Origin of the sequence: [Mycobacterium] manitobense, from assembly GCF_025821665.1 — a bacterium.
Lineage (GTDB): Bacteria > Actinomycetota > Actinomycetes > Mycobacteriales > Mycobacteriaceae > Mycobacterium > Mycobacterium arseniciresistens.
Genome location: NZ_JACKSJ010000056.1, coordinates 57,342 through 77,963, shown reverse-complemented (window position 1 = coordinate 77,963; position 20,622 = coordinate 57,342). Strand labels below are relative to the sequence as shown.

The 20,622-nt window shown below is 69.9% G+C and carries 21 protein-coding genes; 8 read left to right on the top strand and 13 right to left on the bottom strand.

Annotated features, from left to right (window positions below):
* The first annotated feature begins 8 nt into the window (after window positions 1–8).
* On the top strand, window positions 9–1,307 hold the full coding sequence (locus H7I41_RS07215) for a cytochrome P450 (RefSeq protein WP_372503699.1): 1,299 nt from the start codon (window positions 9–11) through the stop codon (window positions 1,305–1,307).
* Here the strand turns inward: H7I41_RS07215 and H7I41_RS07210 are convergent.
* Window positions 1,205–2,602, bottom strand: a complete 1,398-nt coding sequence (locus tag H7I41_RS07210; protein WP_264011888.1) for an FAD-dependent oxidoreductase — start codon at window positions 2,600–2,602, stop codon at window positions 1,205–1,207. The genes H7I41_RS07215 and H7I41_RS07210 overlap by 103 nt on opposite strands.
* A 128-nt stretch (window positions 2,603–2,730) precedes the next feature.
* Between H7I41_RS07210 and H7I41_RS07205 the strand changes: the two genes are divergently transcribed.
* Window positions 2,731–3,303 carry a TetR family transcriptional regulator gene (locus tag H7I41_RS07205; protein ID WP_264011887.1) on the top strand — a complete coding sequence of 191 codons (573 nt, stop codon included), beginning with the start codon at window positions 2,731–2,733 and terminating at the stop codon, window positions 3,301–3,303.
* Between the two features lie 58 nt (window positions 3,304–3,361).
* Here H7I41_RS07205 and H7I41_RS07200 read toward each other — a convergent pair whose 3' ends face one another.
* The 6 genes from H7I41_RS07200 to H7I41_RS07175 form a co-directional block, all read right to left on the bottom strand.
* Window positions 3,362–4,054 (bottom strand): HAD family hydrolase, encoded by a 693-nt coding sequence (locus H7I41_RS07200; protein WP_264011886.1) that lies wholly within the window; start codon window positions 4,052–4,054, stop codon window positions 3,362–3,364.
* On the bottom strand, window positions 4,051–4,569 hold the full coding sequence (locus H7I41_RS07195) for a hypothetical protein (protein WP_264011885.1): 519 nt from the start codon (window positions 4,567–4,569) through the stop codon (window positions 4,051–4,053). The genes H7I41_RS07200 and H7I41_RS07195 overlap by 4 nt, the downstream gene beginning before the upstream one ends.
* A 101-nt stretch (window positions 4,570–4,670) precedes the next feature.
* A complete protein-coding gene (locus tag H7I41_RS07190) occupies window positions 4,671–5,066 on the bottom strand; it encodes a cupredoxin domain-containing protein (protein ID WP_264011884.1) in 396 nt (131 codons plus the stop codon).
* A 66-nt stretch (window positions 5,067–5,132) separates the two neighbouring features.
* Window positions 5,133–5,816: a YoaK family protein gene (locus H7I41_RS07185; RefSeq protein WP_264011883.1), complete on the bottom strand. Its 684-nt coding sequence runs from the start codon at window positions 5,814–5,816 to the stop codon at window positions 5,133–5,135.
* A gap of 29 nt (window positions 5,817–5,845) precedes the next feature.
* The gene (locus H7I41_RS07180) at window positions 5,846–6,952 is read right to left on the bottom strand and encodes a glycosyltransferase (protein WP_264011882.1); all 1,107 of its coding nucleotides are present in this window, start codon (window positions 6,950–6,952) and stop codon (window positions 5,846–5,848) included.
* Between the two features lie 94 nt (window positions 6,953–7,046).
* A complete protein-coding gene (locus H7I41_RS07175; protein WP_264011881.1) occupies window positions 7,047–7,958 on the bottom strand; it encodes a dienelactone hydrolase family protein in 912 nt (303 codons plus the stop codon).
* Window positions 7,959–8,023: 65 nt separating this feature from the next.
* Between H7I41_RS07175 and H7I41_RS07170 the strand changes: the two genes are divergently transcribed.
* The 3 genes from H7I41_RS07170 (at window position 8,024) to H7I41_RS07160 (ending at window position 11,289) form a co-directional block, all read left to right on the top strand.
* Window positions 8,024–8,968 (top strand): SDR family oxidoreductase, encoded by a 945-nt coding sequence (locus tag H7I41_RS07170; RefSeq protein ID WP_264011880.1) that lies wholly within the window; start codon window positions 8,024–8,026, stop codon window positions 8,966–8,968.
* Between the two features lie 100 nt (window positions 8,969–9,068).
* Window positions 9,069–10,856, top strand: a complete 1,788-nt coding sequence (locus H7I41_RS07165; RefSeq protein WP_264011879.1) for an N-acyl-D-amino-acid deacylase family protein — start codon at window positions 9,069–9,071, stop codon at window positions 10,854–10,856.
* The gene (locus tag H7I41_RS07160) at window positions 10,846–11,289 is read left to right on the top strand and encodes a nuclear transport factor 2 family protein (RefSeq protein ID WP_264011878.1); all 444 of its coding nucleotides are present in this window, start codon (window positions 10,846–10,848) and stop codon (window positions 11,287–11,289) included. The genes H7I41_RS07165 and H7I41_RS07160 overlap by 11 nt, the downstream gene beginning before the upstream one ends.
* Window positions 11,290–11,293: 4 nt before the next feature.
* On the opposite strand, the gene H7I41_RS07155 is transcribed toward H7I41_RS07160, so the two are convergent.
* From H7I41_RS07155 to bfr, 4 genes are all read right to left on the bottom strand, one after another.
* The gene (locus H7I41_RS07155; protein WP_264011877.1) at window positions 11,294–12,655 is read right to left on the bottom strand and encodes a type I glutamate--ammonia ligase; all 1,362 of its coding nucleotides are present in this window, start codon (window positions 12,653–12,655) and stop codon (window positions 11,294–11,296) included.
* A gap of 65 nt (window positions 12,656–12,720) precedes the next feature.
* Entirely contained in the window at window positions 12,721–13,203 is a 483-nt protein-coding gene (locus tag H7I41_RS07150; protein WP_264011876.1) for a carboxymuconolactone decarboxylase family protein, read from the bottom strand.
* Between the two features lie 41 nt (window positions 13,204–13,244).
* Entirely contained in the window at window positions 13,245–15,317 is a 2,073-nt protein-coding gene (locus H7I41_RS07145; protein WP_372503696.1) for an MDR family MFS transporter, read from the bottom strand.
* 144 nt (window positions 15,318–15,461) lie between these two features.
* Entirely contained in the window at window positions 15,462–15,953 is a 492-nt protein-coding gene (gene bfr / locus H7I41_RS07140) for a bacterioferritin (RefSeq protein ID WP_264011875.1), read from the bottom strand.
* 241 nt (window positions 15,954–16,194) lie between these two features.
* On the opposite strand from bfr, the gene H7I41_RS07135 reads away from it, so the two are divergent.
* The gene (locus H7I41_RS07135; RefSeq protein WP_264011874.1) at window positions 16,195–16,833 is read left to right on the top strand and encodes a fatty-acid--CoA ligase; all 639 of its coding nucleotides are present in this window, start codon (window positions 16,195–16,197) and stop codon (window positions 16,831–16,833) included.
* Between the two features lie 4 nt (window positions 16,834–16,837).
* Complete coding sequence (locus H7I41_RS07130) at window positions 16,838–17,029, top strand: (2Fe-2S)-binding protein (RefSeq protein ID WP_264011873.1); 192 nt, start codon at window positions 16,838–16,840, stop codon at window positions 17,027–17,029.
* On the opposite strand, the gene H7I41_RS07125 is transcribed toward H7I41_RS07130, so the two are convergent.
* Both H7I41_RS07125 and H7I41_RS07120 read right to left on the bottom strand, forming a co-directional pair.
* A complete protein-coding gene (locus tag H7I41_RS07125) occupies window positions 17,030–17,794 on the bottom strand; it encodes an enoyl-CoA hydratase/isomerase family protein (protein WP_264011872.1) in 765 nt (254 codons plus the stop codon).
* A 39-nt stretch (window positions 17,795–17,833) separates the two neighbouring features.
* Window positions 17,834–18,541 carry a hypothetical protein gene (locus H7I41_RS07120; RefSeq protein ID WP_264011871.1) on the bottom strand — a complete coding sequence of 236 codons (708 nt, stop codon included), beginning with the start codon at window positions 18,539–18,541 and terminating at the stop codon, window positions 17,834–17,836.
* 79 nt (window positions 18,542–18,620) lie between these two features.
* Here H7I41_RS07120 and H7I41_RS07115 point away from each other — a divergent pair, with 79 nt between their 5' ends.
* A complete protein-coding gene (locus tag H7I41_RS07115; RefSeq protein ID WP_264011870.1) occupies window positions 18,621–20,621 on the top strand; it encodes an FUSC family protein in 2,001 nt (666 codons plus the stop codon).
* Window position 20,622 lies beyond the last annotated feature (1 nt).

Below are 20,622 nucleotides of genomic sequence, written 5' to 3'. Positions count from 1 at the left end.
CGGGCGACGTGAAACTGGGTGAAGCGCAGGTACCGGAACGGGTCAATGGGGCGGCGCCACCGGACATCCCGCTCGCCGACGTCGATCTGGGGTCGTGGGATTTCTGGGCCTACGACGACGACATCCGCGACGGCGCGTTCGCGACGCTGCGTCGCGAAGCACCGATCTCGTTCCATCCCTCCTTCATCCTGCAGAACGCCGACCCGATCGCCGGCCACTGGGCGTTCACCCGCCACGACGACGTGTTCCACGCGAGCCGCCACCCCGAGATCTTCAGTTCTGCCGGCGGCATCACCGTCGGCGACCAGTCGCCGGAACTTGCCGAGTACTTCGGTTCGATGATCGCGATGGACGACCCGCGGCACACCCGGCTGCGCAACATCGTGCGCAGCGCGTTCACCCCGCGGGTGCTCACCCTGATCGAGGACGCGGTGCGCGACCGTGCGCGCCGGCTGGTCGAAGAGATGGTCTCGGCTCATCCCGACGGCGAGGCCGATCTGGTCACCGAGTTCGCCGGTCCCCTCCCGCTGCAGATCATCTGCGACATGATGGGCATCCCGGAGACCGATCACCAGCGGGTCTTCCAGTGGACCAACGTGATTCTCGGGTTCGGTGACCCTGACATCACCAACGACTTCGACGAGTTCGTGCGCGTGGCGATGGACATCGGCGCCTACGCCACCGCACTGGCCGACGACCGGCGCGGCCACCCTGGAGACGACCTGACCACCAGCCTGGTGCAGGCTGAGGTCGACGGCGAGCGGCTGACGTCGAGCGAGATCGCGTCGTTCTTCATCCTGTTGGTCGTCGCGGGCAACGAGACCACCCGCAACGCCATCAGTCACGGCGTCCTGGCGCTGAGCCGGTATCCCGAACAGCGCCGGATCTGGTGGGACGACTACGAATCGGTGGCGCCGACGGCGGTCGAGGAGGTGGTGCGGTGGGCGTCGCCGGTGGCCTACATGCGGCGGACACTCACCCAGGACGTGGAGATGCGCGGTGTGCGCATGGCCGCCGGGGACAAGGTCACGCTCTGGTACGGCTCGGCCAACCGCGACGAGTCGAAGTTCGCCGACCCATTCCTGTTCGACGTGCGCCGCCATCCCAATCCGCACGTCGGCTTCGGCGGTGGCGGCGCCCACTTCTGTCTTGGCGCCAATCTCGCGCGGCGTGAGATCACCGTCGCGTTCGAGGAGCTGCACCGTCAGGTCCCCGACCTCACCGCCATCGCCGAACCGGACCGCTTGCACTCGGCGTTCATCCACGGCATCAAGCGGTTACCGGTGTCCTGGACGCCCACGCGCTGACAGAGTTCGGCGAGTTCGGTGCGCGTCGGCCCGTCCGGCACGTCGGGGCGCCAGCCTGTGGCGAAGATCTCCCTGGCGCGCGGCTCCACCGGCATCAGCGTCGCGGGCAGCGCGCGCATCGACTGATACGGCGCGACCACGTCGCGCAGCCGCCTGTCGGCGTCGGCGGCGGCGACGACCAGATCCGACGGCAGCGGGCTACCCAGATCGACGTCGCCGCTCCTCCAGCGGCGCACCCGGGCGGCGTCGCAGTGCCGGTGGTCCTCGAACCACGGCCTGATGTGCTTCGTGCACCAGTCATCGAAGTCAACTGTGGCGGAATCGAAGTCATCACCGTGCCGGTCGATCACGGCGACCAGGCGCCGAATCTGCAGCATCGCCAGGGCGACGCCGCGCCCGGCCAGCGGCGTGGTGGTGCACACCGCGTCACCCACCGAGACGAGGCCGGGCAGTACCGGACGGCCGGCGTCGTCGAGCTGGCCGCGATAGGCGTTGTACAGCCGACCGCCCGCCAGGGCCGGTGAAATGGGTTGTGCGCGTTCGTCCTCGATCCACTCCGCGAGTCGAGGTATCGCGCGCACCGCGCGTTCGAGCACGGCGTCGTGGCGGAGCAGCCGCAGCCGCCGGTCGCCACCGTCGTGGGTGACGGTCACCGAGAACGTGCGGTCGTCGTGGACGAAGGCGATGGCGAAATGGGTCGGGAAGCTCAGCGACAGCCCGATCGGCGAGTTCGTCGGCCCGGGCGGGGCCCCGTCGCGCAGCCGGTACTGCCGGGTGACGTAGACGGCGCCGCAGTCCTCCCCCTCGGCGGGAGGGCGGATGCCTTCGGTGACGCGACTCGTCCGACCGGACGCGTCGATCACGACGTCGGCGGGCACGGGGCGACCATCCACGACGGCGCCGGCGGCGCGGCCCGCGGGACGCCACACGGTGTCGACATGCCCGGTGCGCATCGTCACCGCCGGCTCGGCGACGGCGTGGCGGCGCAGTGCCCGCTCGAAGGTCGAGCGTCGGCATCGCAGTGCGGCCGGACGGTCGTCGGCGTCCACGGGCACCGAGGCGCCGGCCGCCAGGAGGGTGGTGAGCACGTCCGGTGATTCGGCCGAGAGCGCCTCGACGACCTGGGGCCGGAAGGTGTGTGCGTGGTCGAATTGCATCACTCCGCGGCGGCGCCACGGTCCCGAGGCCGGCGGCCCGGGGTCACGGTCGACGACTGTGACTTCATGGCCCCTCCGGGCCAGCGCCAGGGCGGTGAACAGACCGGTGGGCCCGGCCCCGATCACGAGGGCGTGCATGACGCCTCCTATTGAGGTAGCGTTCGGTGTAATGAATACACAGAGAGTCACCTGAAATGGGTGGTGCTGTCAAGCGTGGCTATCGCTCGGAGGTCCGCGCTGCCCAGGCTCGCGATACCCGCCGCGCCGTGATCGCCGCCGCCGATCGCCTCTTCGTCGAGCGTGGCTACGGGGCCACCACCGTCGACGCCGTCGCCGCGGCGGCCGGGGTCAGCCGCAAGACCGTGTTCACCGCGGTCGGAGGCAAGCTCGACCTGCTCAGGACGGCGATCGAGTGGGCGGTCGCCGGGGACGACCTGCCGGTGGCCGTCGCCGACCGCGCCGGTCTGCGCGACGTGTTGAACCAGGCCGATCCGGTTGCGCTGCTGCGCGGCTGCGCACGGGCGAGCGCACAGATCAACGGCCGGGTGGCCGCCCTGAGCCTGGTGCTCGACGGCGCGGCAGGAGTCGACCAGGAGGCGCGGACACTCGTCGACGAGGGCAACGCACATCGCCTGCAGGAGGCACGGACCATCGTCGGACGGCTACGGACGCTCGGCGCGCTGACGGGACGCCTGGAACCCGACGAAGCGGTCGACGTCGTGTGGCTGGCGATCGACCCCGCCCTGTTCGACCGGCTGGTACGGCTTCGCGGCTGGGCGCCCGACCGGTTCGAGAGTTGGCTGGCCGACAGTCTGGTGGCTGCACTGCTCGATGGGTGACGGTTTGCCGCACCGACGAACGGATCACACCGGACGACGGGATCGCCGCGATACTGCGCTACCCGCTGCCCTGATCCGTCAGGGCAGCGATCGGGCTCCGGCCGATCTGGGCGAGCAGGTCGGCCGGATTCTCGAAAACGGCACTGGCACCAGAGTTCTCGAGTTCCTCCCTGGAAACCCCACCACTGAGCAATCCGATCGCGGTCACCCCTGCACGTTCGCACGCCACGATGTCCCACACCGAGTCGCCGACGAACACCGCACGGTCGGCGTCGACGCCTGCCCGCTCGAGCGCCACCGCCACGATGTCGGGCTTGGGCTTCGCGGTCTCTACGTCCTCCGAGGACGTCACCGCGGACACCACATCCTCGCTGTCGAGGACGTCGCGCAGGATCTCCAGTTCGTCCTCCGGCGCTGACGTCGCCAGCACGACCTGCAGGCCGAGGGCTTCCACCCGGTCGAGCAGGTCGCGGGTGCCGGGCAGCATCCGCAGTAGCCCGGTGGCCTCCTTGTAGTACTTGGAATGCAATTCCTTCGCGCGCTTGCGGGTGTCGTCGTCCTCATCACCGGCCAGGGACTCGAGCAGCGTCGATCCGTCCATGCCGATGCACCGGTGGATCCGCCACGCCTCCACCTCCACCCCGGCTTCGGTGAAGGCCCGAATCCACGCGTGCACGTGCAGGTAGTTGGAATCGATCAGCGTGCCGTCGATGTCGAAGAGCACCGCCGGCGCGTTGTCTCCCGCCGTCACCGGGGACGGTGTTCCGCGGGAGCGCGGCCCTGGTCGGGCTGCGCGAACCGGTCCCCGTTCGTGGGCCCGTCATGGTGCAGGCCAGCGGTCGTCGGATCCGCCTGGTTCCAGGTGTCCGGCTGCTTCTCGCCGGCCGGGGCGTCGGGCTGCATGTCCTCGGCCTTGGGTGTATGCGGGTCGAGCGCGTCGGCGTGTTCGCGGCGGGCGTCGAGCTCCTCGCGTGACGTCGTCACAGCATTCCGGTGCGACGAGGCGACGTCGCGCAGACGGGCGGCTTCCGCGGCCTTGGCCTCGGCTTCGGCGGCGGCCGCACGGGCCTTCGCCTCGGCCTCGTCGGCGACGATGGCGCGCTTCTCCACGCGCTGGCTCTTCTCGGCGACTTCCTCGCGGATCTGTTCGGCCTGCAGGTGCCGGCGCTTGTGACTTTGCTTGCGGGCCAGGACCGCGAGCAGCGCGATGACCGCCACGGCGACCACGACGGCGACGACGATCCAGATGACGGTGTTGGTGGCCACCACGGGCTCCTTCGTTCGGTGCGGGCGTGGTCACCACTTTTGACGATCCCGCTATTTCGCCGGAATGCCCTCCGCGGGGGCTGACTAAACCGGCGCAGACGTCAGGAGACGATCAGCGAGCCCGTCATGTTCGGGTGGTAGGTGCAGTAGAACTCGTAGGTTCCCGGCTCGGTCGGCGCGGTGAAGGTCGCCTTCTGGTTGCCGTCGACGTGCACGTCGAACCGGCCCGCCGTACGGGAGGTCACCGAGTGCTCGGCCCGGTCGGTGTTCGCCACGGAGATCAGCGCACCGGGCGGGACGGTGATCGGTTCGCCGAACTCCATGCTGCTGATGGTGATCGTCGGCGCGGTGCCTGCGCTGGCCTCGCTGGTCGCCGTCGCACTCGCCGTCCCCGGGTCGCGTTCCGCGGTGGAGGTGTCGCTGGGGCTCTCGGACTGCCCGCACGCGGCCGCCAGTGCGATCAAGCACCCGATCAGCAGGATCTTGATGGTCTTCATGGTTCGCCCCTCGCTCGTGGGCGTGATTGTCCTCGTCGTGGACGGAGCCCGGGCGGAATCGGCCGATCAGCGCAGCGCGCGCCTGTCGACGATGAACAGCGCGAGTGTCACCGCCAGGAAGGCAGCAGGCAGCCAGACGGCATGCACACCCCAGGCCCGGCTGCCGACCGCACCGGCGACGGCGCCCGTCGCGAAGGCGGCGATGAGCGCTCCGTAGACGCCGAACGCCCGCCGTGATGCGGCCTGGCGCTCGACGAACCCGTCGTAACCGGCCTCGACGAAGCGATACAGGTTCCCGGTGGTCGCCACCGGCAGGTAGGCCAGATCGCCGATGTTGCGGAACAGGCCGATCTGCACGGCCGCCAGGAAGGAGATCGGCACCGTCACATAGCTGTGCGGCACCGAAGCCGGGACGAAGCCGATGACGGCCAGCGCCGCCGCCTGCACGGCCATGGTCCACCGCAGCGGGTGCGGCACCACGCGTTCCACCCGCCCGGACTTGATGTGGGCGGCGAGCACGATGCCGGCGATGAAGGCCAGCAACGGCCACACGTGGGCCATCGCCGCCGCCCAGTGGTCGTGGGCAACGTCGATGGCGAAGAAGATCACGTTGCCCGTCTGCACGTTCGCGAACACCCCGCCGCGGGACACGTAGGTGTACGCGTCGAGGAACCCGTTGGCCGTGGTCAGGAGCAACGCGAACCACAGCGTCCTGGTGCGCTCGGTGTCTGCTGGTCCCGGTTCGACCATCCGGTCACGTTAGCGTGCGGGGCGGCCCGTCATCGGGCGCCGAGCGCGTCGAGCATCCCCGCCGCGGCCCGCGGCCAGGTGAACTGCTCGGCGCGGCGCCGGGCATTGTTGCGGCGCAACGGTTCCGGTGTGTCGATCACCGAGGAGACCGCCGCGGCGATGGCATCCGGGTCGTTGTCGGCGGTGGCGCCGCTGTCAGAGGTGAGGATCTCGGCGAGTGCGGAGGTGCGCGACACCACGGCGGGGGTGCCGCACGCCAGCGCCTCGAGTGCGGCGAGCCCGAACGTCTCGTGCGGACCGGGAGCCAGAGCGACGTCGGCGGAGGCCAGGATCGTGGCGACGGTGTCGCGGCAGCCGATGTAGCCGGTGAAGGCGACGGGGAGCCGCGCGGCCTGGCGTTCGAGCCGCGCCCGCATCGGTCCCTCCCCCACGACGACCAGCCTGGCGTCCACGCCGGCACTCCGCAGCGATGCGACGGTGTCGATGCTGCGGTGGGCGTGCTTCTCCACCGACAGGCGCCCGCAGTGCACCAGCAGAGTCTGCTGCGGATCCGCCCACTGCCGGCGGACCTGCAGCGATCTCCGGCTCGGGTGGAACTGGTCGAGATCGACGCCGAGCGGGACCGTGACGACGTTGCGGGCGTCGATGCGGTCGAACTCCTTGCGTGCGAACGCCGTCGTGCACACCACCGCGTCGTAGCTCGCCGCCGTCCGGCGGTTGGCGATGTTCGCGACGGCGCGCGCCATCGGGCCGGGCAACAGCTGGCCGACGAGCCGGTCGAGCCGTTCATGGGAGATCATCACGCTGGCGACGTTGTTGCGCCTGCCCCACCCGCCGAGCGAGCGCAGTGTGAGCCGGTCGGACACCTCGATCGCGTCGGGCTCCAGTTCGCGAAGCAGGGTGGTGACAGGGCCGGGGAGCACCGCCCGATAGCCGCCGGTGAACGGGATCAGCCGCGCGGGCAGTGATATCCGGGTGACGCCCGACGGCAGCGTGTGCTGTTCGGGACGGCGTCCGGGCACGACGAGATACACCTCGTGGCCCGCGGCGCTGTACTCCGCGCCGAGCCTGTCGATTGCGGTGCGCAGCCCGCCCGACCGCGGACCGTAGAAGTTCGCCACCTGCACAACCCGCATGGCACCGATGGAAACCGCAGCGCATGTGCGGTCAACAACGGCGGTGCAACCGGTGTCTTAACGACCCGTGAACCTCGGCACCAGGAGCGGAGGCTCAATCCACGTGGCGGGTGAACCAGTGCTGCACCCTGCGCCAGGCGTCCGCTGCGGCCGCGGGGTCGTAGCGGTCACCGGTGTCGTTGAAGAACGCATGGTTGGCATCGGGTTCGGTGACGAGCTCGAACACCAGTCCGGCCTTCTCGAGTGCGGCACGGGCGACAGGTTCCGTCGCATTGACCCGCTGATCCTGCGCTGCGTAAAGACCAAGCACCGCAACGTCTTTGGAGCCGGCGAAATCGGGATTGTCTGGCGTCGGCCCGTAGAACGGCACCGCGGCGGCGAGTCGGGGTTCGCCCGCGGCCAGCAGCCGCCACACCATGCCACCGCCCATGCAGAAGCCGACGGCGGCCAGCTTCTTGCCAGGCACCCGGCGGGCGAGTTCGTCGAGTCCGGACCTGAGGTCGGCGACGGCCTCGGCCGGCGGCAGCTTGCTCAACGCGGCCGTCGCCTCGGCGGGATCGGCGAACTTCCCGGTGCCGCCCTGCCCGGACAGCAGGTCGATCGCCAGCGCGGAGTAGCCGATGCCGGCGAAGCGTCCCGCCACCGAGCGGATGTAGTCGTTGAGACCCTTGTTCTCGTGGATCACCAGCACGGCGCCGCGTGCAGCGGGCGCCTCGGCCCACGCCGCCTGCAACTCGCCGCGCGGCCCCGCCCAGGTCACCGGCGTGGTGGGTACTGCGGTGTCGGCTCCCGGAGGTGGCGCACTGGCGGTCACCGCTCCGCTCGAGGTGACCGGGGCCTCGGCCGTCGGCTCCTTGTTGCCGCTGCACGCGGCGATCAGCGAGGTCGCCGCGGCGGTGCTCAGGCCGAGCAATCCGAGCCTGCGCACGGCTTCACGCCTGGACAGCAGGCCGTCGACGTGGTCGGTGGCGATTTCCTCGGCGATGTAGCGCTGCAGTGGAGTCACCTTGGCGAGTATGCGCCTGCGATGCCGGCGGCGGCGGCGAGACCCGCCGCGCGCATACTCGGCTCATGAGCGCCTGGACGCCCGATCCGGATGCGCTGCGCGGACGCGTCGCCGTGGTCGCCGGTGCGACCCGCGGTGCAGGGCGGGGCATCGCCGCAGCACTGGGCGAGGCCGGCGCCACGGTGATCTGCACCGGTCGCAGCAGCAGGTCGGGATCTGCCGGCCCCGGCGGCATCCGGTCGGACTACGACCGCCCCGAGACCATCGAGCAGACCGCGGAATTGGTCACCCGACTCGGCGGCACCGGTGTCGCCGTCCAGGTCGACCACCTCGACATCGCGCAGGTGCGCACCCTCGCCGACCGCATCGCCGACGACTACGGAACCATCCACATCCTGGTCAACGACATCTGGGGCGCGGAACTGCTCAAGGGCCCGCCGCCGAGCTGGAACCGGCCCGTGTGGGAGCACGACCTCGACGCGGGACTCCGCATCCTGCGCCTCGGTCTCGACACCCATCTCATCACCTCGCACTGCCTGCTACCGCTGCTGGTCCGGGCACCGGGCGGGCTCCTCGTGGAGATCACCGACGGCACAAGCGAACACAACGCCGACCGATACCGTCTCTCGGTCTTCTACGACCTGGTCAAGACGGCGGTCAACCGGCTGGCCTTCTCCCATGGCCACGAGTTGTCCCCCTACGGCGCCACCGCCGTCGCCGTCACGCCCGGCTGGCTGCGGTCGGAGATGATGCTCGACAACTACGGCGTGACCGAGGACGACTGGCGGATGGCGCTGGAACCCGACCGCCCCGCCGGTCGGCCGACCGCACCACCGGGCTTCGCGGACTCCGAGTCGCCTCGCTTCGTCGGGCGCGCGGTGGCCGCCGTCGCCGCAGACGAGGACCGGGCGCGGTGGAATCAGAGCTCCGTCAGTGCGGCCGAACTGGCGCGCGTCTACGGGTTCACCGACCTCGACGGTCGCAGGCCCGACCCGTGGGACAGCGCATAACCGCAGGTCCAGACGGCTGCAGCCAGATCAGTAGACAAATTGCAGAATCTGTTCACTGATTTCGTTGACACTGCGATGCCGGGGGCGGTTCTATGACGAGGTGACCTACGACACGATCATCCGCAACGGCCGCTGGTTCGACGGCACCGGCGCCGCCTCCGCGGTGAGGAACATCGGCATCCGGGACGGCCACGTCGTCGCGATCTCGCCGGACCCGCTCGACGAGGCGGACTGCCCGCAGGTCATCGACGCCACCGACCGCTGGGTGCTGCCGGGCATGCTGGACATCCACACCCACTACGACGTGGAGGTGCTCGACGGCCCGGCGCTGTCGGAGTCACTGCGGCACGGCGTGACCACCGTGATGCTGGGGTCCTGCTCGCTGTCGACCGTCCACGTCGACGGCGAGGCGGCGGGCGACCTGTTCGGCAGGGTGGAGGCGATCCCCCGCGATCACGTGATCGCGGCGGTCAACCGGCACAAGACCTGGTCGTCGTGCGAGGAATACGTATCGGCCCTGGAGTCGCGGCCGCTGGGCCCCAATGTCGCCGCGTTCCTCGGCCACTCCGACATGCGCACCGCGGTGATGGGTCTCGACCGCGCCACCCGCAGCGACGAACGTCCCACCCGGGCCGAGCAGGCCGAGATGGAGCGGATGCTCAAGGCGGCGCTCGACGCCGGGTTCGTCGGAATGTCCTCGATGCAACTGCTCTTCGACAAGATCGACGGTGACACCTGCCGCTCGCGCACCCTGCCGTCCACCTATGCCAAGCCGCGCGAACTGCGCAGGCTCAAGTCGTTGCTGCGCCGAACCGGGCGGATCCTGCAGTCCGGCCCCGACATCCAGAATCCGCTCAACCTGGTGTCGCAGCTGGCCCAGTCGCTGGGCGTCTTCCGCAATCCACTCAAGACCAGCCTGCTGTCCGCCGCCGACGTGAAGTCCAACCCGTATGCCATCGTGGCGCTCGGGCCGATGGCGCGCGCCGTCAACGCCCTCGGCGGCGACTTCCGCTGGCAGCACCTGCCCGTGCCGTTCGAGGTGTACGCCGACGGCATCGACCTGGTGGTCTTCGAGGAGTTCGGATCGGGTGCGGCCGCACTCCATCTGCGCGACGAGGTGGAGCGCAACGAGCTGATGCGCGACGAGTCCTACCGCAGGCAGTTCCGTAAGGACTACGAGAACAAGATGGGCATGAGGGTGTGGCAGCGCGACTTCTTCGACGCCGAGATCGTCGGCTGCCCGGAGGCCCCGCTCGTCGGCAAGTCCTTCGGTGACGTGGGGCTCGAACGGGGTCTGCACCCGGTCGACGCGTTCCTCGACCTGGTCCTCGCCCACGGCACTGCCCTGCGCTGGCGCACCACCATCTCCAACCACCGGCCCGACGTGCTCAAGAAGCTCGCGCGCGATCCCGGCATCCAGATGGGCTTCTCCGACGCCGGCGCACACCTGCGGAACATGGCCTTCTACAACATGGGCCTGCGGTTCCTGCGCCACGTCCGCGCGGCAGAACAGGCCGGGCGGCCCTTCATGACGGTCGAGGTCGCGGTGCACCGGCTGACCGGCGAGCTCGCCGACTGGTACCGGCTCGACGCCGGGCACCTGCGCATCGGTGACCGGGCCGACGTCGTCGTCCTCGACCCGGCGCGGCTGGACGACACCCTCGACGCCTACGCCGAGCATCCGGTCGACCACTACGGCGGCCTGTCGCGCATGGTGAACCGCAACGACGCCACCGTCATCGCCGTCCTGGTGGGCGGCAACACGGTGTTCCGCGACGGAGCACCGACCGACCTCGTCGGCACCCGACGGACGGGTCGCTTCCTGCGCGCCGCCCACCGGGCCCCGGCACCCACTGCAACCGAGAAGGAGTTGTCCAGTGCCCGTTGACGAAACGGTGCTCGGTATGTGGAAGGCGCTGTCGGCGCGCGACTGGGAGCTGCTCAAGACCCACCTGGCCGACGACTGCATCTATGCGGACATGCCGGTCGGCCCGGCACTGGCCGCACGGGGCCCCGACGACATCGTCAAGCGACTGAAAGTCGGCCTCGAGCCGCTGGCGAGCTATGAGAACCACGATGGCACGCTGGTCAGCAACGGCGCCGACGTGATGTACGAGCATTCCGAGACCTGGGGATGGCACAGCGGGGAGACCGCGGTGCTGCGCTTCGTGACGGTGCACCGCGTAGAGAACGGAAAGATCACGGTCTGGAAGGACTACTGGGACATGTCCGGGCTGACCGCCACCGCGCCGCCGACCTGGATGGAAGAGCTGATGAGCGCCGACACGTCATGGGTGTTCGACGCCACCGGGCTCATCTAGAAACCTAGACGCTCCAGGCCATTCGGAACTTTTCGCACAGTTCGTCGGGTGACAGGTCCCCGAAGTTCTCCTGTTCGTAGCGCCGGACCGCCAGCACGGCGTCGACCACCTCGTCGCCGAGGACGCCGCGCAGCAGGGCGGACCGATCCAGCCTGTCCAGTGCGGTGCTCTGCTCGGCGGTCAGCAGCACGGTGCCGTCGCTGTCGCGCTGTTCCGCGCTGAGCGTCGCGGGGTCGACGGTGGTCTCCGGCGGCAGCGCCAGTTCCCGCTCGATGCCGTCGAGTGCCAGGCCGAGGACGGCCGCCGACGCCAGGTAGGGGTTGGCCGACGGGTCGATCACTTTGACCTCGACGTTGCCGCCGTGCGGGTTGCCCGGTCCTCCGGTGAGGAAACGCACTGCGGCTTCGCGGTTCTCGGCGCCCCAGCAGACATAGGCGCCGGACCAGTGGCCGGGTTGCACACGCAGGCCGGACACCACCGAGCCGCACAGCGTCGCCTGCGCCTCGGGCAGGCCCGCGACGAGCCCCGCGACGGCGGACTCCCCTGCCGGCGTCATTCCGTGTGCGCCTGCCCCGCCGGAGAACACCGGCGTCCGGTCCTTCAGCAACGAGAAATGTTGATGGGCACCGGATCCGACGCTGTCGGCGAACGGCACCGGCGACAGGCTGACCCGCAGCCCGTACCGGCGGGCGACCCGGCCGACGATGATCCGCATCAGCACGAGGTGGTCGGCCGCGGCGACGGGCGACTGTGGTGCAAGCGAGATCTCGAACTGATTCGGTCCGTACTCGGCGTGGAACTGTTCGATGTTCACCCCGGAACCGGTCGCGGCCTCGGTGACGTCGCGGACAAACCCCTCGTACTCGAGCACGCCCGCCAACCCGTACTGCGCCCAGGAGTGCGTCGGCAGCCGGGAGCCGTCGGGTCCGACCAGCAGGAACTCGAGCTCGTGTCCGACCGCCGCGGTGAGCCCGGCGTCCGCCAATCGCTGCTCGACGCGGCTCAGCGCACCCCTGCAGCAGTAGGGGTCCGGTGCGCCGTGCTGATCGAAGAACGCCCCTGGCGCCCAGGCGAATCCGTCGCCGAGGATGCGCAGTGCGCCGAGATCGATTCGGATCCGCTGGTCGCCCACCGGGCCGATGGCGTCGCTGACCGCGATGCCGACCTGATCGATGGTGAAGGCGTGCCAGACGGGGCTGGCGCCGAGCCCCGGGTCGGCGAATGCCCCCATCCGGCGCAACGGCACCGTCTTGGCGTGTGTCAGGCCGGCGGGATTGACGACGGTTCCGATCAGGGTGGCGACCCCGTCGGACTCGAGCTGGGCGATGGCCGCTGCGGCCAGCGGTTTGGCTGCCATGCCCGTCATTGTGCATGGCGCGGGCGCACAGCCGCGGCGGGAACCGCGCCGCGGTCAGAACTGGCGAGCGTCCTCTACAGGGTGATCTTGCAGGACTGGCCGATGTCGAGGGTGCGCAGCACCCGGCCCATACCCAGCCACATGGCGCACGAGATCGCGAGATCGGTGATCAGGTCGCCGTCGAAGTGCTCGCCGGCGCGCTGCCAGAAGTCCTCGTCGTCCCGCAGGCCGGTGTGGTCGGTGACGAACCGGTGGGCGAACTCGGCGGCGATCCGTTCGGCGGGGCTGTAGCCGGGCCACGTCCGCCATTCCGACGCGTGGGTGTAGAGGTCCTCGTCCACGCCTGCGGCGGCGCCGTCGGAGTCGCGGGTGTTCAGGCAGACGACGCACTCGTTCGAGTCGGCGATCACGATCCGCGCGAGTTCCCGCACGCGCAGCGGCAACCGGCCTTTCGCGTAGACCGCCTGGGTGAAGTTCGCCATCGCCGAGCCGAGGTCGGGTGACCGGACGGCGAAGGCGGTGACGTCATCGTCGGCGAAGTCTCCGATTCGGCTCATGGACGGATCTTACGGCGGATCGGCCGGAATTGGAACACGTTCTAGTTTGTCGGCGCCGCGGGTGCGGCGGCGGTGAGTTCGCCGCGCTCGTCACCCCAGTCGCGCTGCACCAGCATGCGATGGGCGATGCGCTCCAGCGCGGCCTCGACCTGCAGCCGGTCGGGCCGGCCCTCGAATGTCGGGGACTGCGCCAGCTTGTCGACGATGAGGCTGACCAGGGCGGCGGAGGCCGCGTCGACCTGTCGCGCGCCGCGCTGCGTCAGCCACAGCCGATTGCCCGTCCGCAGGGCATATCCCGTCTCCACGAGCCGGCCGAAGATCGGTTCGATCACCTCGCACGGGATGCGCAGCCGGTCGGCGATCGTGGTCAGATCGGCGGTGCCGAAGGCCTGGTTGTGCCGGTAGATCTGCAGCAGCGCCCACAGCCGGGCGACGTCCAGTTCACAGCCCGGGCAACCGGCGACGTTGCGCAGCCGGATGTCCGGTGAGTTGCGCATGAGCCTGCCGATGGTGGTCTCCAGCAGCTTCTCGGGCGTCTCGGTGCTCGGCATGCCGAAGCCCTCGCCGAGATCGACCGCGACGCCGGTCTCCATCTCGCGCAGTGGCACCTCCTTGAGCAGCAGAGCGACGAAGAACCCGACAAGTGCGACCGGTGCGGCGCACAGGAAGACCAGCCCGAGTGAGTCGGCGTAGGCCGTGACGATCGGGGCCGCCTGCTGCGCCGTCAGCTCGTGCAGCGCCTGCGGCGACTCCGCGGCAGCCGGCGGTGCTCCGCTGGCGATGACGGCCGCGCCGATGCGGTCGTCGAGGAAGTTGGCGAACAGCGAGCCGAAGATCGCCGCGCCGAACGAGCTGCCGATGGTCCGGAAGAAGGTGACCCCCGAGGTGGAGACGCCGAGATCGGTGAAGGCCGACGTGTTCTGCACGGTCAGCACGAGCACCTGCATGCACAGCCCGATGCCGGTGCCGAGCACGAGCAGGTAGAGCGACTGCAGCAGCAGCGGGGTGGTGGCGTCCATCCGGGACAGCAGCACGAAGGCCACCGCCATCACGGCGGTGCCGACGACGGGGAAGATCTTGTACCGGCCGGTGCGGCTCACGAGGATGCCGCTACCGGTCGACGTGATGAGCAGACCGGCCACCATCGGCAACGTCCGCAGGCCCGACTCGGTGGCCGACACCCCGTCCACGAACTGCATGAAGGTCGGCAGGAATGTCAGCGCGCCGAGCATCGCGAATCCCACGATGAACGACAGCACACAGCACACCGTGAAGACCGGGCTGGCGAACAGCCGCATCGGCAGGATCGGCTCGGCGGCCCGCCTCTCGGCCCACACGAAGGCGGCCAACGCCACCGCCGAGCCGACGAATAATCCGATGATCACCGGCGAGCCCCAGGCGTACTCCCCGCCGCCCCAGCTGGTGGCCAGCGTCAGGCCGGAGGCGCCGAGGCCGACGAGGACGATTCCGGCGTAGTCGATCGCCGGCCGTGCGCCGCGCGCCAGGGCCGGGATGGCGGTGGCGGCGACGATCAGCACGACGATGGCGACCGGCACGTTGATCCAGAAGGCCCACCGCCAGGTCAGGTGGTCGGTGAAGAAGCCGCCGAGCAGCGGTCCCACCACCGTCGTCACGCCGAACACGGCGCCGAGGGCGCCCTGGTAGCGGCCGCGGTCACGCAGCGGGATGACCTCGCCGATCAGCGCGGTCGCGGTGACCATGATCGCGCCGCCGCCGATACCCTGCAGCGCACGGGAGGCGACGAGCATCGTCATCGACTCGGAAAGCCCGCACAGCACCGAGCCGGCCAGGAAGAACAGGATCGCGACCTGGAACACCAGCTTGCGGCCGAACAGATCGCCGAGCTTGCCGACGATCGCGGTGGCGATCGTCGACGCGAGCAGATAGCTCGTCACCACCCAGGACTGGTGTCCGGCGCCGCCGAGGTCCGCCACGACGGTGGGCAGGGCGGTGGCGACGATGGTCTGGTCCAGGGCTGCCAGCAGCATCCCGAGCAGCACGGCGACGAACACCAGGTTTCGGCGCCGGGCGCCGAGCATCGCGCTGCGGTCCTCGGGATCGCTGGCCGTCGCCTCCGGGGTCGTGGTCGTCATGCCTGCCTTTCTCGCCGCCTGACCGTACATCGTTAGCTAGGCTAGAAAAGTTACCGCCGACGCAGAACGGCCGCAGGACGGGGGCTTCCCGTTCCTGCGGCCGGCTACCCGGACAACCCGGTGCGAATGTGCGCGGGCGGCGCGCTATTCCGCCGTGCTGCCCGGCGGGCGGGACACGCACTGCGCCGCGTAGAGCTGCTCCCCGAGCTTGTCCATCAGCTGCAGCTGGGTCTCGAGGTAGTCGATGTGCTTCTCCTCGTCGGCCAGGATGTACTCGAAGAGGTTGGCGGTGGTGTGGTCTTCCTTCTCCCGGCACAGCGTGATGCCCGGCTTGAGCCGTGCCATCACCTCGTACTCGATCGCGAGATCGGCCTCGAATTGTTCGCGCAGCGTCTGCCCGACGCGCAGGGAGAAAAGCCGCTGGTAATTCGGCAACCCGTCGAGAATGAGAATTCGATCGGTGATGGACTCGGCGTGCCGCATTTCTTCGAACGATTCCGCCCGAGTGTGTGAGGCCAATTCCGTGAAGCCCCAATTGTCCTGCATCTTGGAATGCAGAAAATACTGATTGATCGCTGTCAATTCGCTCGTCAACTGCTCGTTGAGCAATTTGAGGACTTCGGCATCGCCTTGCATGTTCGCTCCTAAACACCTCGGGGGCTGACCAACGTGTCGCCATCTGCGCCGCCTCTCCAATCTAGTGCAGAAGAGGCCGGATGGGCATCTCATTACGCCTGTCAGAGGCATGTTTTCGGACCGAGGAGCGATTTTGGTAAGACAGCCTCACCTTCCAAGTGGGGGCACTCTGGACTGCCTGTCCTAACTAAGGTTAGACTGCGCTAACGCGTCGACGGGGAGCTCGGACAGGTGGAAAACAATGGGTGAGTACGACCTCCACTCGCTCATTCTCGCGTGCGATTTCCGGGTCGACGACGTCGATCGAATGTGGCGTTGGCTGCAGAAACACGAATCCGGTCTCGACGCGATCGGCGCGCATCACGTCGTTCTCTACCGGTCGATCTGGGAGCCGGGGCGTGTGCTGGTGACGATCGGCTTGCGCAATCCGATGTCGATACGTGAGATATTGCGGTCACCGACCATTTTCGAATGGTTCGACATCTCCGGTGTCGAGGACATCCCGCCCATCTTCGGCGGCGAGGTGGTCGAGAAGATCGACCTCTGCGGGCCGACCTCGGAGGAACACGTCGGCCGCACCGTCGTCGGCGTCATGTCGTCCGTCGACGACGTGCCGGCCCTGATGGCCAAGATCCACGACGGCATCGAACGGTTCAAGCGTGGCGGTGTCCGCAAGATCTGGGTGTACCGGGCGCTCGACGACGGGCAGGAAGTGATGATTCTGCAGGAAATCCAGGACGAGGCCAGCGCACGGAACTGGATAGAGCATCCCGACGCCGCGGCGGAGTGGATGTCGCACGCCGGCCTCGGCGCCTACCCCACCCAGTTCGTCGGGCGCTTCGCGCACCTGATGAGCATCGACGGCGGAACGAACGGGTGAGCTGATGTTCGTCTGCCTGTGCCACGGCGTCACCAGTCATGTGGTGGACGAGGTGGTGGCCGCGGGCGCGAGTACGACGAAGCAGATCGCCGAAGCCTGCGGCGCGGGCAGCGAGTGCGGCCGGTGCCGGCGCACCCTACGCGCCATCATCGCCGCTCACCAGGTCAACGACTCTGCGACCCCGGCAGGGCGCTGACTACTCCCCCTGGTCGCGTCGATCGGCGAAGGCCGCCAGCGCCTCGGAGTTGGCGGCGGAGCCCAGCAGTTCGGCGAACTGGGCGTACTCCCTAGCGATCGCGTCGCGGATCGCTTTCCGCGTGGGCTCCACCATCGTGTGCTTGACCGCCATCAGGCTCGGCAGCGGGCGCGATGCGAGCAACCCGGCGTGCCTGTGCGCCTCGGCGAGCAGGTCCTCGGGCTCGCAGACCCGCCACGCCACGCCCATCCGCTGCGCCTCGGTGGCGTCGATCCACTCCGACGACAACAGGATCCACGCCGCGTTCTGCCGGCCGATCAACTGCGGCAGCAGGTAGGACGAGGCCGCCTCCGGCGCCACACCCAGGCTGGTGAACGGACACTTCAACCGCGCGGCGCTCGACATGAACACCAGATCGGCGTAGCCGAGGATGGTGGTGCCGATGCCGACGGCCAGCCCGTTGACCGCGCACACCAGCGGCTTGCGCAGGTCGAGCAGCGCCTCCATCAGACCGGGGAAGCCGTACTCGCCCGGCTGGTAGTCCGGATCGGTGACCCGGGCGGCCATGTCGTTGAGGTCGTTGCCTGCGCTGAACGCCCGGCCCGCCCCGGTCAGCACCACCACCGACACCTGCGGATCCGCGTCCGCCTCGCGCAATGCGATCGTGGTCGCGTCGTACAGGGCCTCGTTGAACGCGTTGAGCGATGCCGGACGGTCGAGGGTGATCGTGCGGACCGCGCCCTCGTCACTGATCTGCAGTGTCACGGCCAGCAGCGTACGCAACCGCGCGGCGCGTGGGTGCGCTCAGGTGGTCGGTGCGAACGGCGTGCGGAACACGTAGCGGCTGCTGGGCACGGTGTCGACGTCGCGATCGGCGCCGAACCGCCCGGTGCTGGCGAGCATGCGCCGCATCCGGTCGCCGAGATCGGCGTCGTCCGCGGCGCCGAAGAACGCGTGCAGGTCGGACACCGCCTCGAGCGGGAACGTCTCCTCGACCAGCGCGGAAAGCTCCGGCGCCGCCGGCGTGAGGGCCCGCACGACGGTGTTCTGCACGTAGCCCGACGTGGCCTGGGTGGCCAGTGCCACCGGGGTGTGGTCGACGTGCCAGCGCTCCAGCCAGCTCGCCTCGTCGAGTTCGGCCGGGCGGCGCAGCAGCGCCACGTTAACCAGTCCTGCCGCCCGCTCCCCCGGAGCGGGTGTCGGCGGCGCCAACGGCACCGACTCGGTGACCAGGTACGCCGCTGCCTCGGCGCACTCCCGCGCCAGTCGCTCGACGACCGCGGCGACCTGGCCGCCGTAGTACTGCTGGGTCCACACGCTGACGACCGCCATCACCGGAGGGTCCAGCGTGGTCAACGTCATGAGCGAGTCCCGCACCACCGCGTCGCGGACATTCACCGCGAGACCGGGCACGCCCGTCGCCAGGAGCTCCGCCGAGACCTCGCCGCGCAACCGCTCGCACCAGGCGTCGTCGACCTCGTCGGACCGCAGCGTGATCATGACCTTCTCCACGGGGTGAACCTACATATCGTTTCCGAACCGGTGTGGCGGCCTGCCGCGCGATGCGTCGCCTCCGGGTGAGAATGGGCGGGTGCAACTTCGGCCCCTGACGCTCGAGCGGGCGGCGCCCAGGTGGCCGCTCGACCTCGGGGCGGTGCTGCGCAGTCTGGCCGGTGTGCTGTTCGTGGCTGCGGTCGCGCTGCGATTCGGCGCGGTCGGCGCGGCGACCGCGGCGGCCGGCGCGGCCGCAATAGCCGGCGGCACCGCGCTCCAGGACGAACCGCGCGGCCCCGGTCCGCGGGTCGTGCTCGTCTCCCTCGCGATGGGTGTCGCGGTCGGCCTTGGCGGCCTGACGTCCGGGATGCCCGTGGTGTTCGTCGCGCTCGTCGCCGTGTGGTGCTGGCTCGCCGGGCTGATGTGGACGTTCAGCGCGAACACCGGGCTGCTCGCCACGGCGACAGCGGTGCTGCTGGTCGTAGCGCCGCCGACCCCGCCGGTGGACGCGGCGGTGGCGGCCGGGCTGGCCGTCGGGGGCGGGCTCGTGCAGGCCGTGCTGATCGCCGTCCGGCCGCGACGGCGGTGGCGGACGCAGCGGGCGGCGTCGCAGCGGGCGTACCGCTCGCTCGGTGAGAACTCTCGCGCGCTCGCCGACGATGCAGGTGCCTGCGTCGACCCGGCGCCGCTGCGCCATCTGCGCGACGCCTTCACGCTGTCGGACTACCAGGCGCGACGCCGCCCGCTGGCCTACCGGCAGTGGTACGGGCTGCCCGAGCGCATCGCCGCGGCGGTCACCGCGGCGGCGAAGGTCACCGACCCCGGCGTCCGCAGTCGCCTGCTCGCCGCGGCCGCGGACACCCTCGAGGCGATCGCCGTGCGCGACCGGGACGACGCCGTGCACGCCCTGGCCGCGGTTCTCGCCGCCGCCGACACGGCCGTCGGGCCCGACAGAGCCGCGGCGCAGCGCCTCGTGTCGTCACTGCGCGAGGCCGTCGCCGCGCAGTTCAGTGAGATCGCCTCCACGACATCGGATCTGCGGCGGCTGACCCGTGCCGACGTCGCGGGGGCGGCGCGCACCCGGATCAGGGCGGTGCAGGGTCAACTCGACCGGACCTCGTCGATCCTGCGGCACGCGATCCGGCTGGCGGCCGCCGCAGCCGCCGGGACGGCGTTCGCGCGCTGGGCGGAGCTCCCGCACGGGCACTGGGTCGCGCTCGCGGTGCTGCTGGTTCTCCGGCCGGAGACGGCGCACACCTACACGCGGTGCGCGGGCCGCATCGCCGGAGTCCTCGCCGGTATCGGCGTCGCGTCGGTGGTCACGGTGATGTGGCACCCGACGGGTCTGGTGGCCGCAGCGCTGGCCGTGCTCTGTCTCGGACTCACCTATGCGATGTCGGCGTACGGGTACATCGCGGTGAGCGCCGGGCTGGCCGCGGCGCTCGTGTTCCTGGTCGACGTCTCGGCCGTTGCCGGCGCGGGCGCGCTGACCGACCGGTTGACCGCCGCCGTGATCGGTGGTGCGCTCGCCGTGCTCGGCCACGTGCTGCTGCCCGACGACGGACTGGTCCGGCTGCGGCAGCGGGCCGGTGAGCTGCTGCGGGCCGAGGTCGACTACGCCGCCGCGGTGATCCGGGCCTTCGTACACGACGTCGACCGGCCCGCGGACGCGGTGTCGGCCGCCTGGCAGCGGGCCTTCCGGTCGCGCGCGGCGTTCGAGGCGGCGTGTGGCACCACCCGTGTCGCGGCACGCGAACTGCGGCTGTGGCTGCGGACCTACCGCTCGGCGCTCAATGCCGTCACCGCCTCGTGCACCGCCCTGGAGAACAACCTGCCCGGCCAGTTGCCCGCGACGATGACCATCGAATTCGTCACGGTCGTCGACGATTACGTCGACGTGCTGCGCGGCGGGTTCCCGGACCCCACCGCGGCGTGGACGGTCGACGGCGAGGCGCTCGCCGCCGCGAACGCCAGGGTCCGCGAGGTGGCATCGACGTTGCCGTCCGATCTCGCGGCGGCCCGCGTGCTGGTCGCCGAGATCGGCGTGATCACCGCGCAGCTCGCCCGGTTGTCCGGCGGTGCCAATGCGCTGCCCTGAC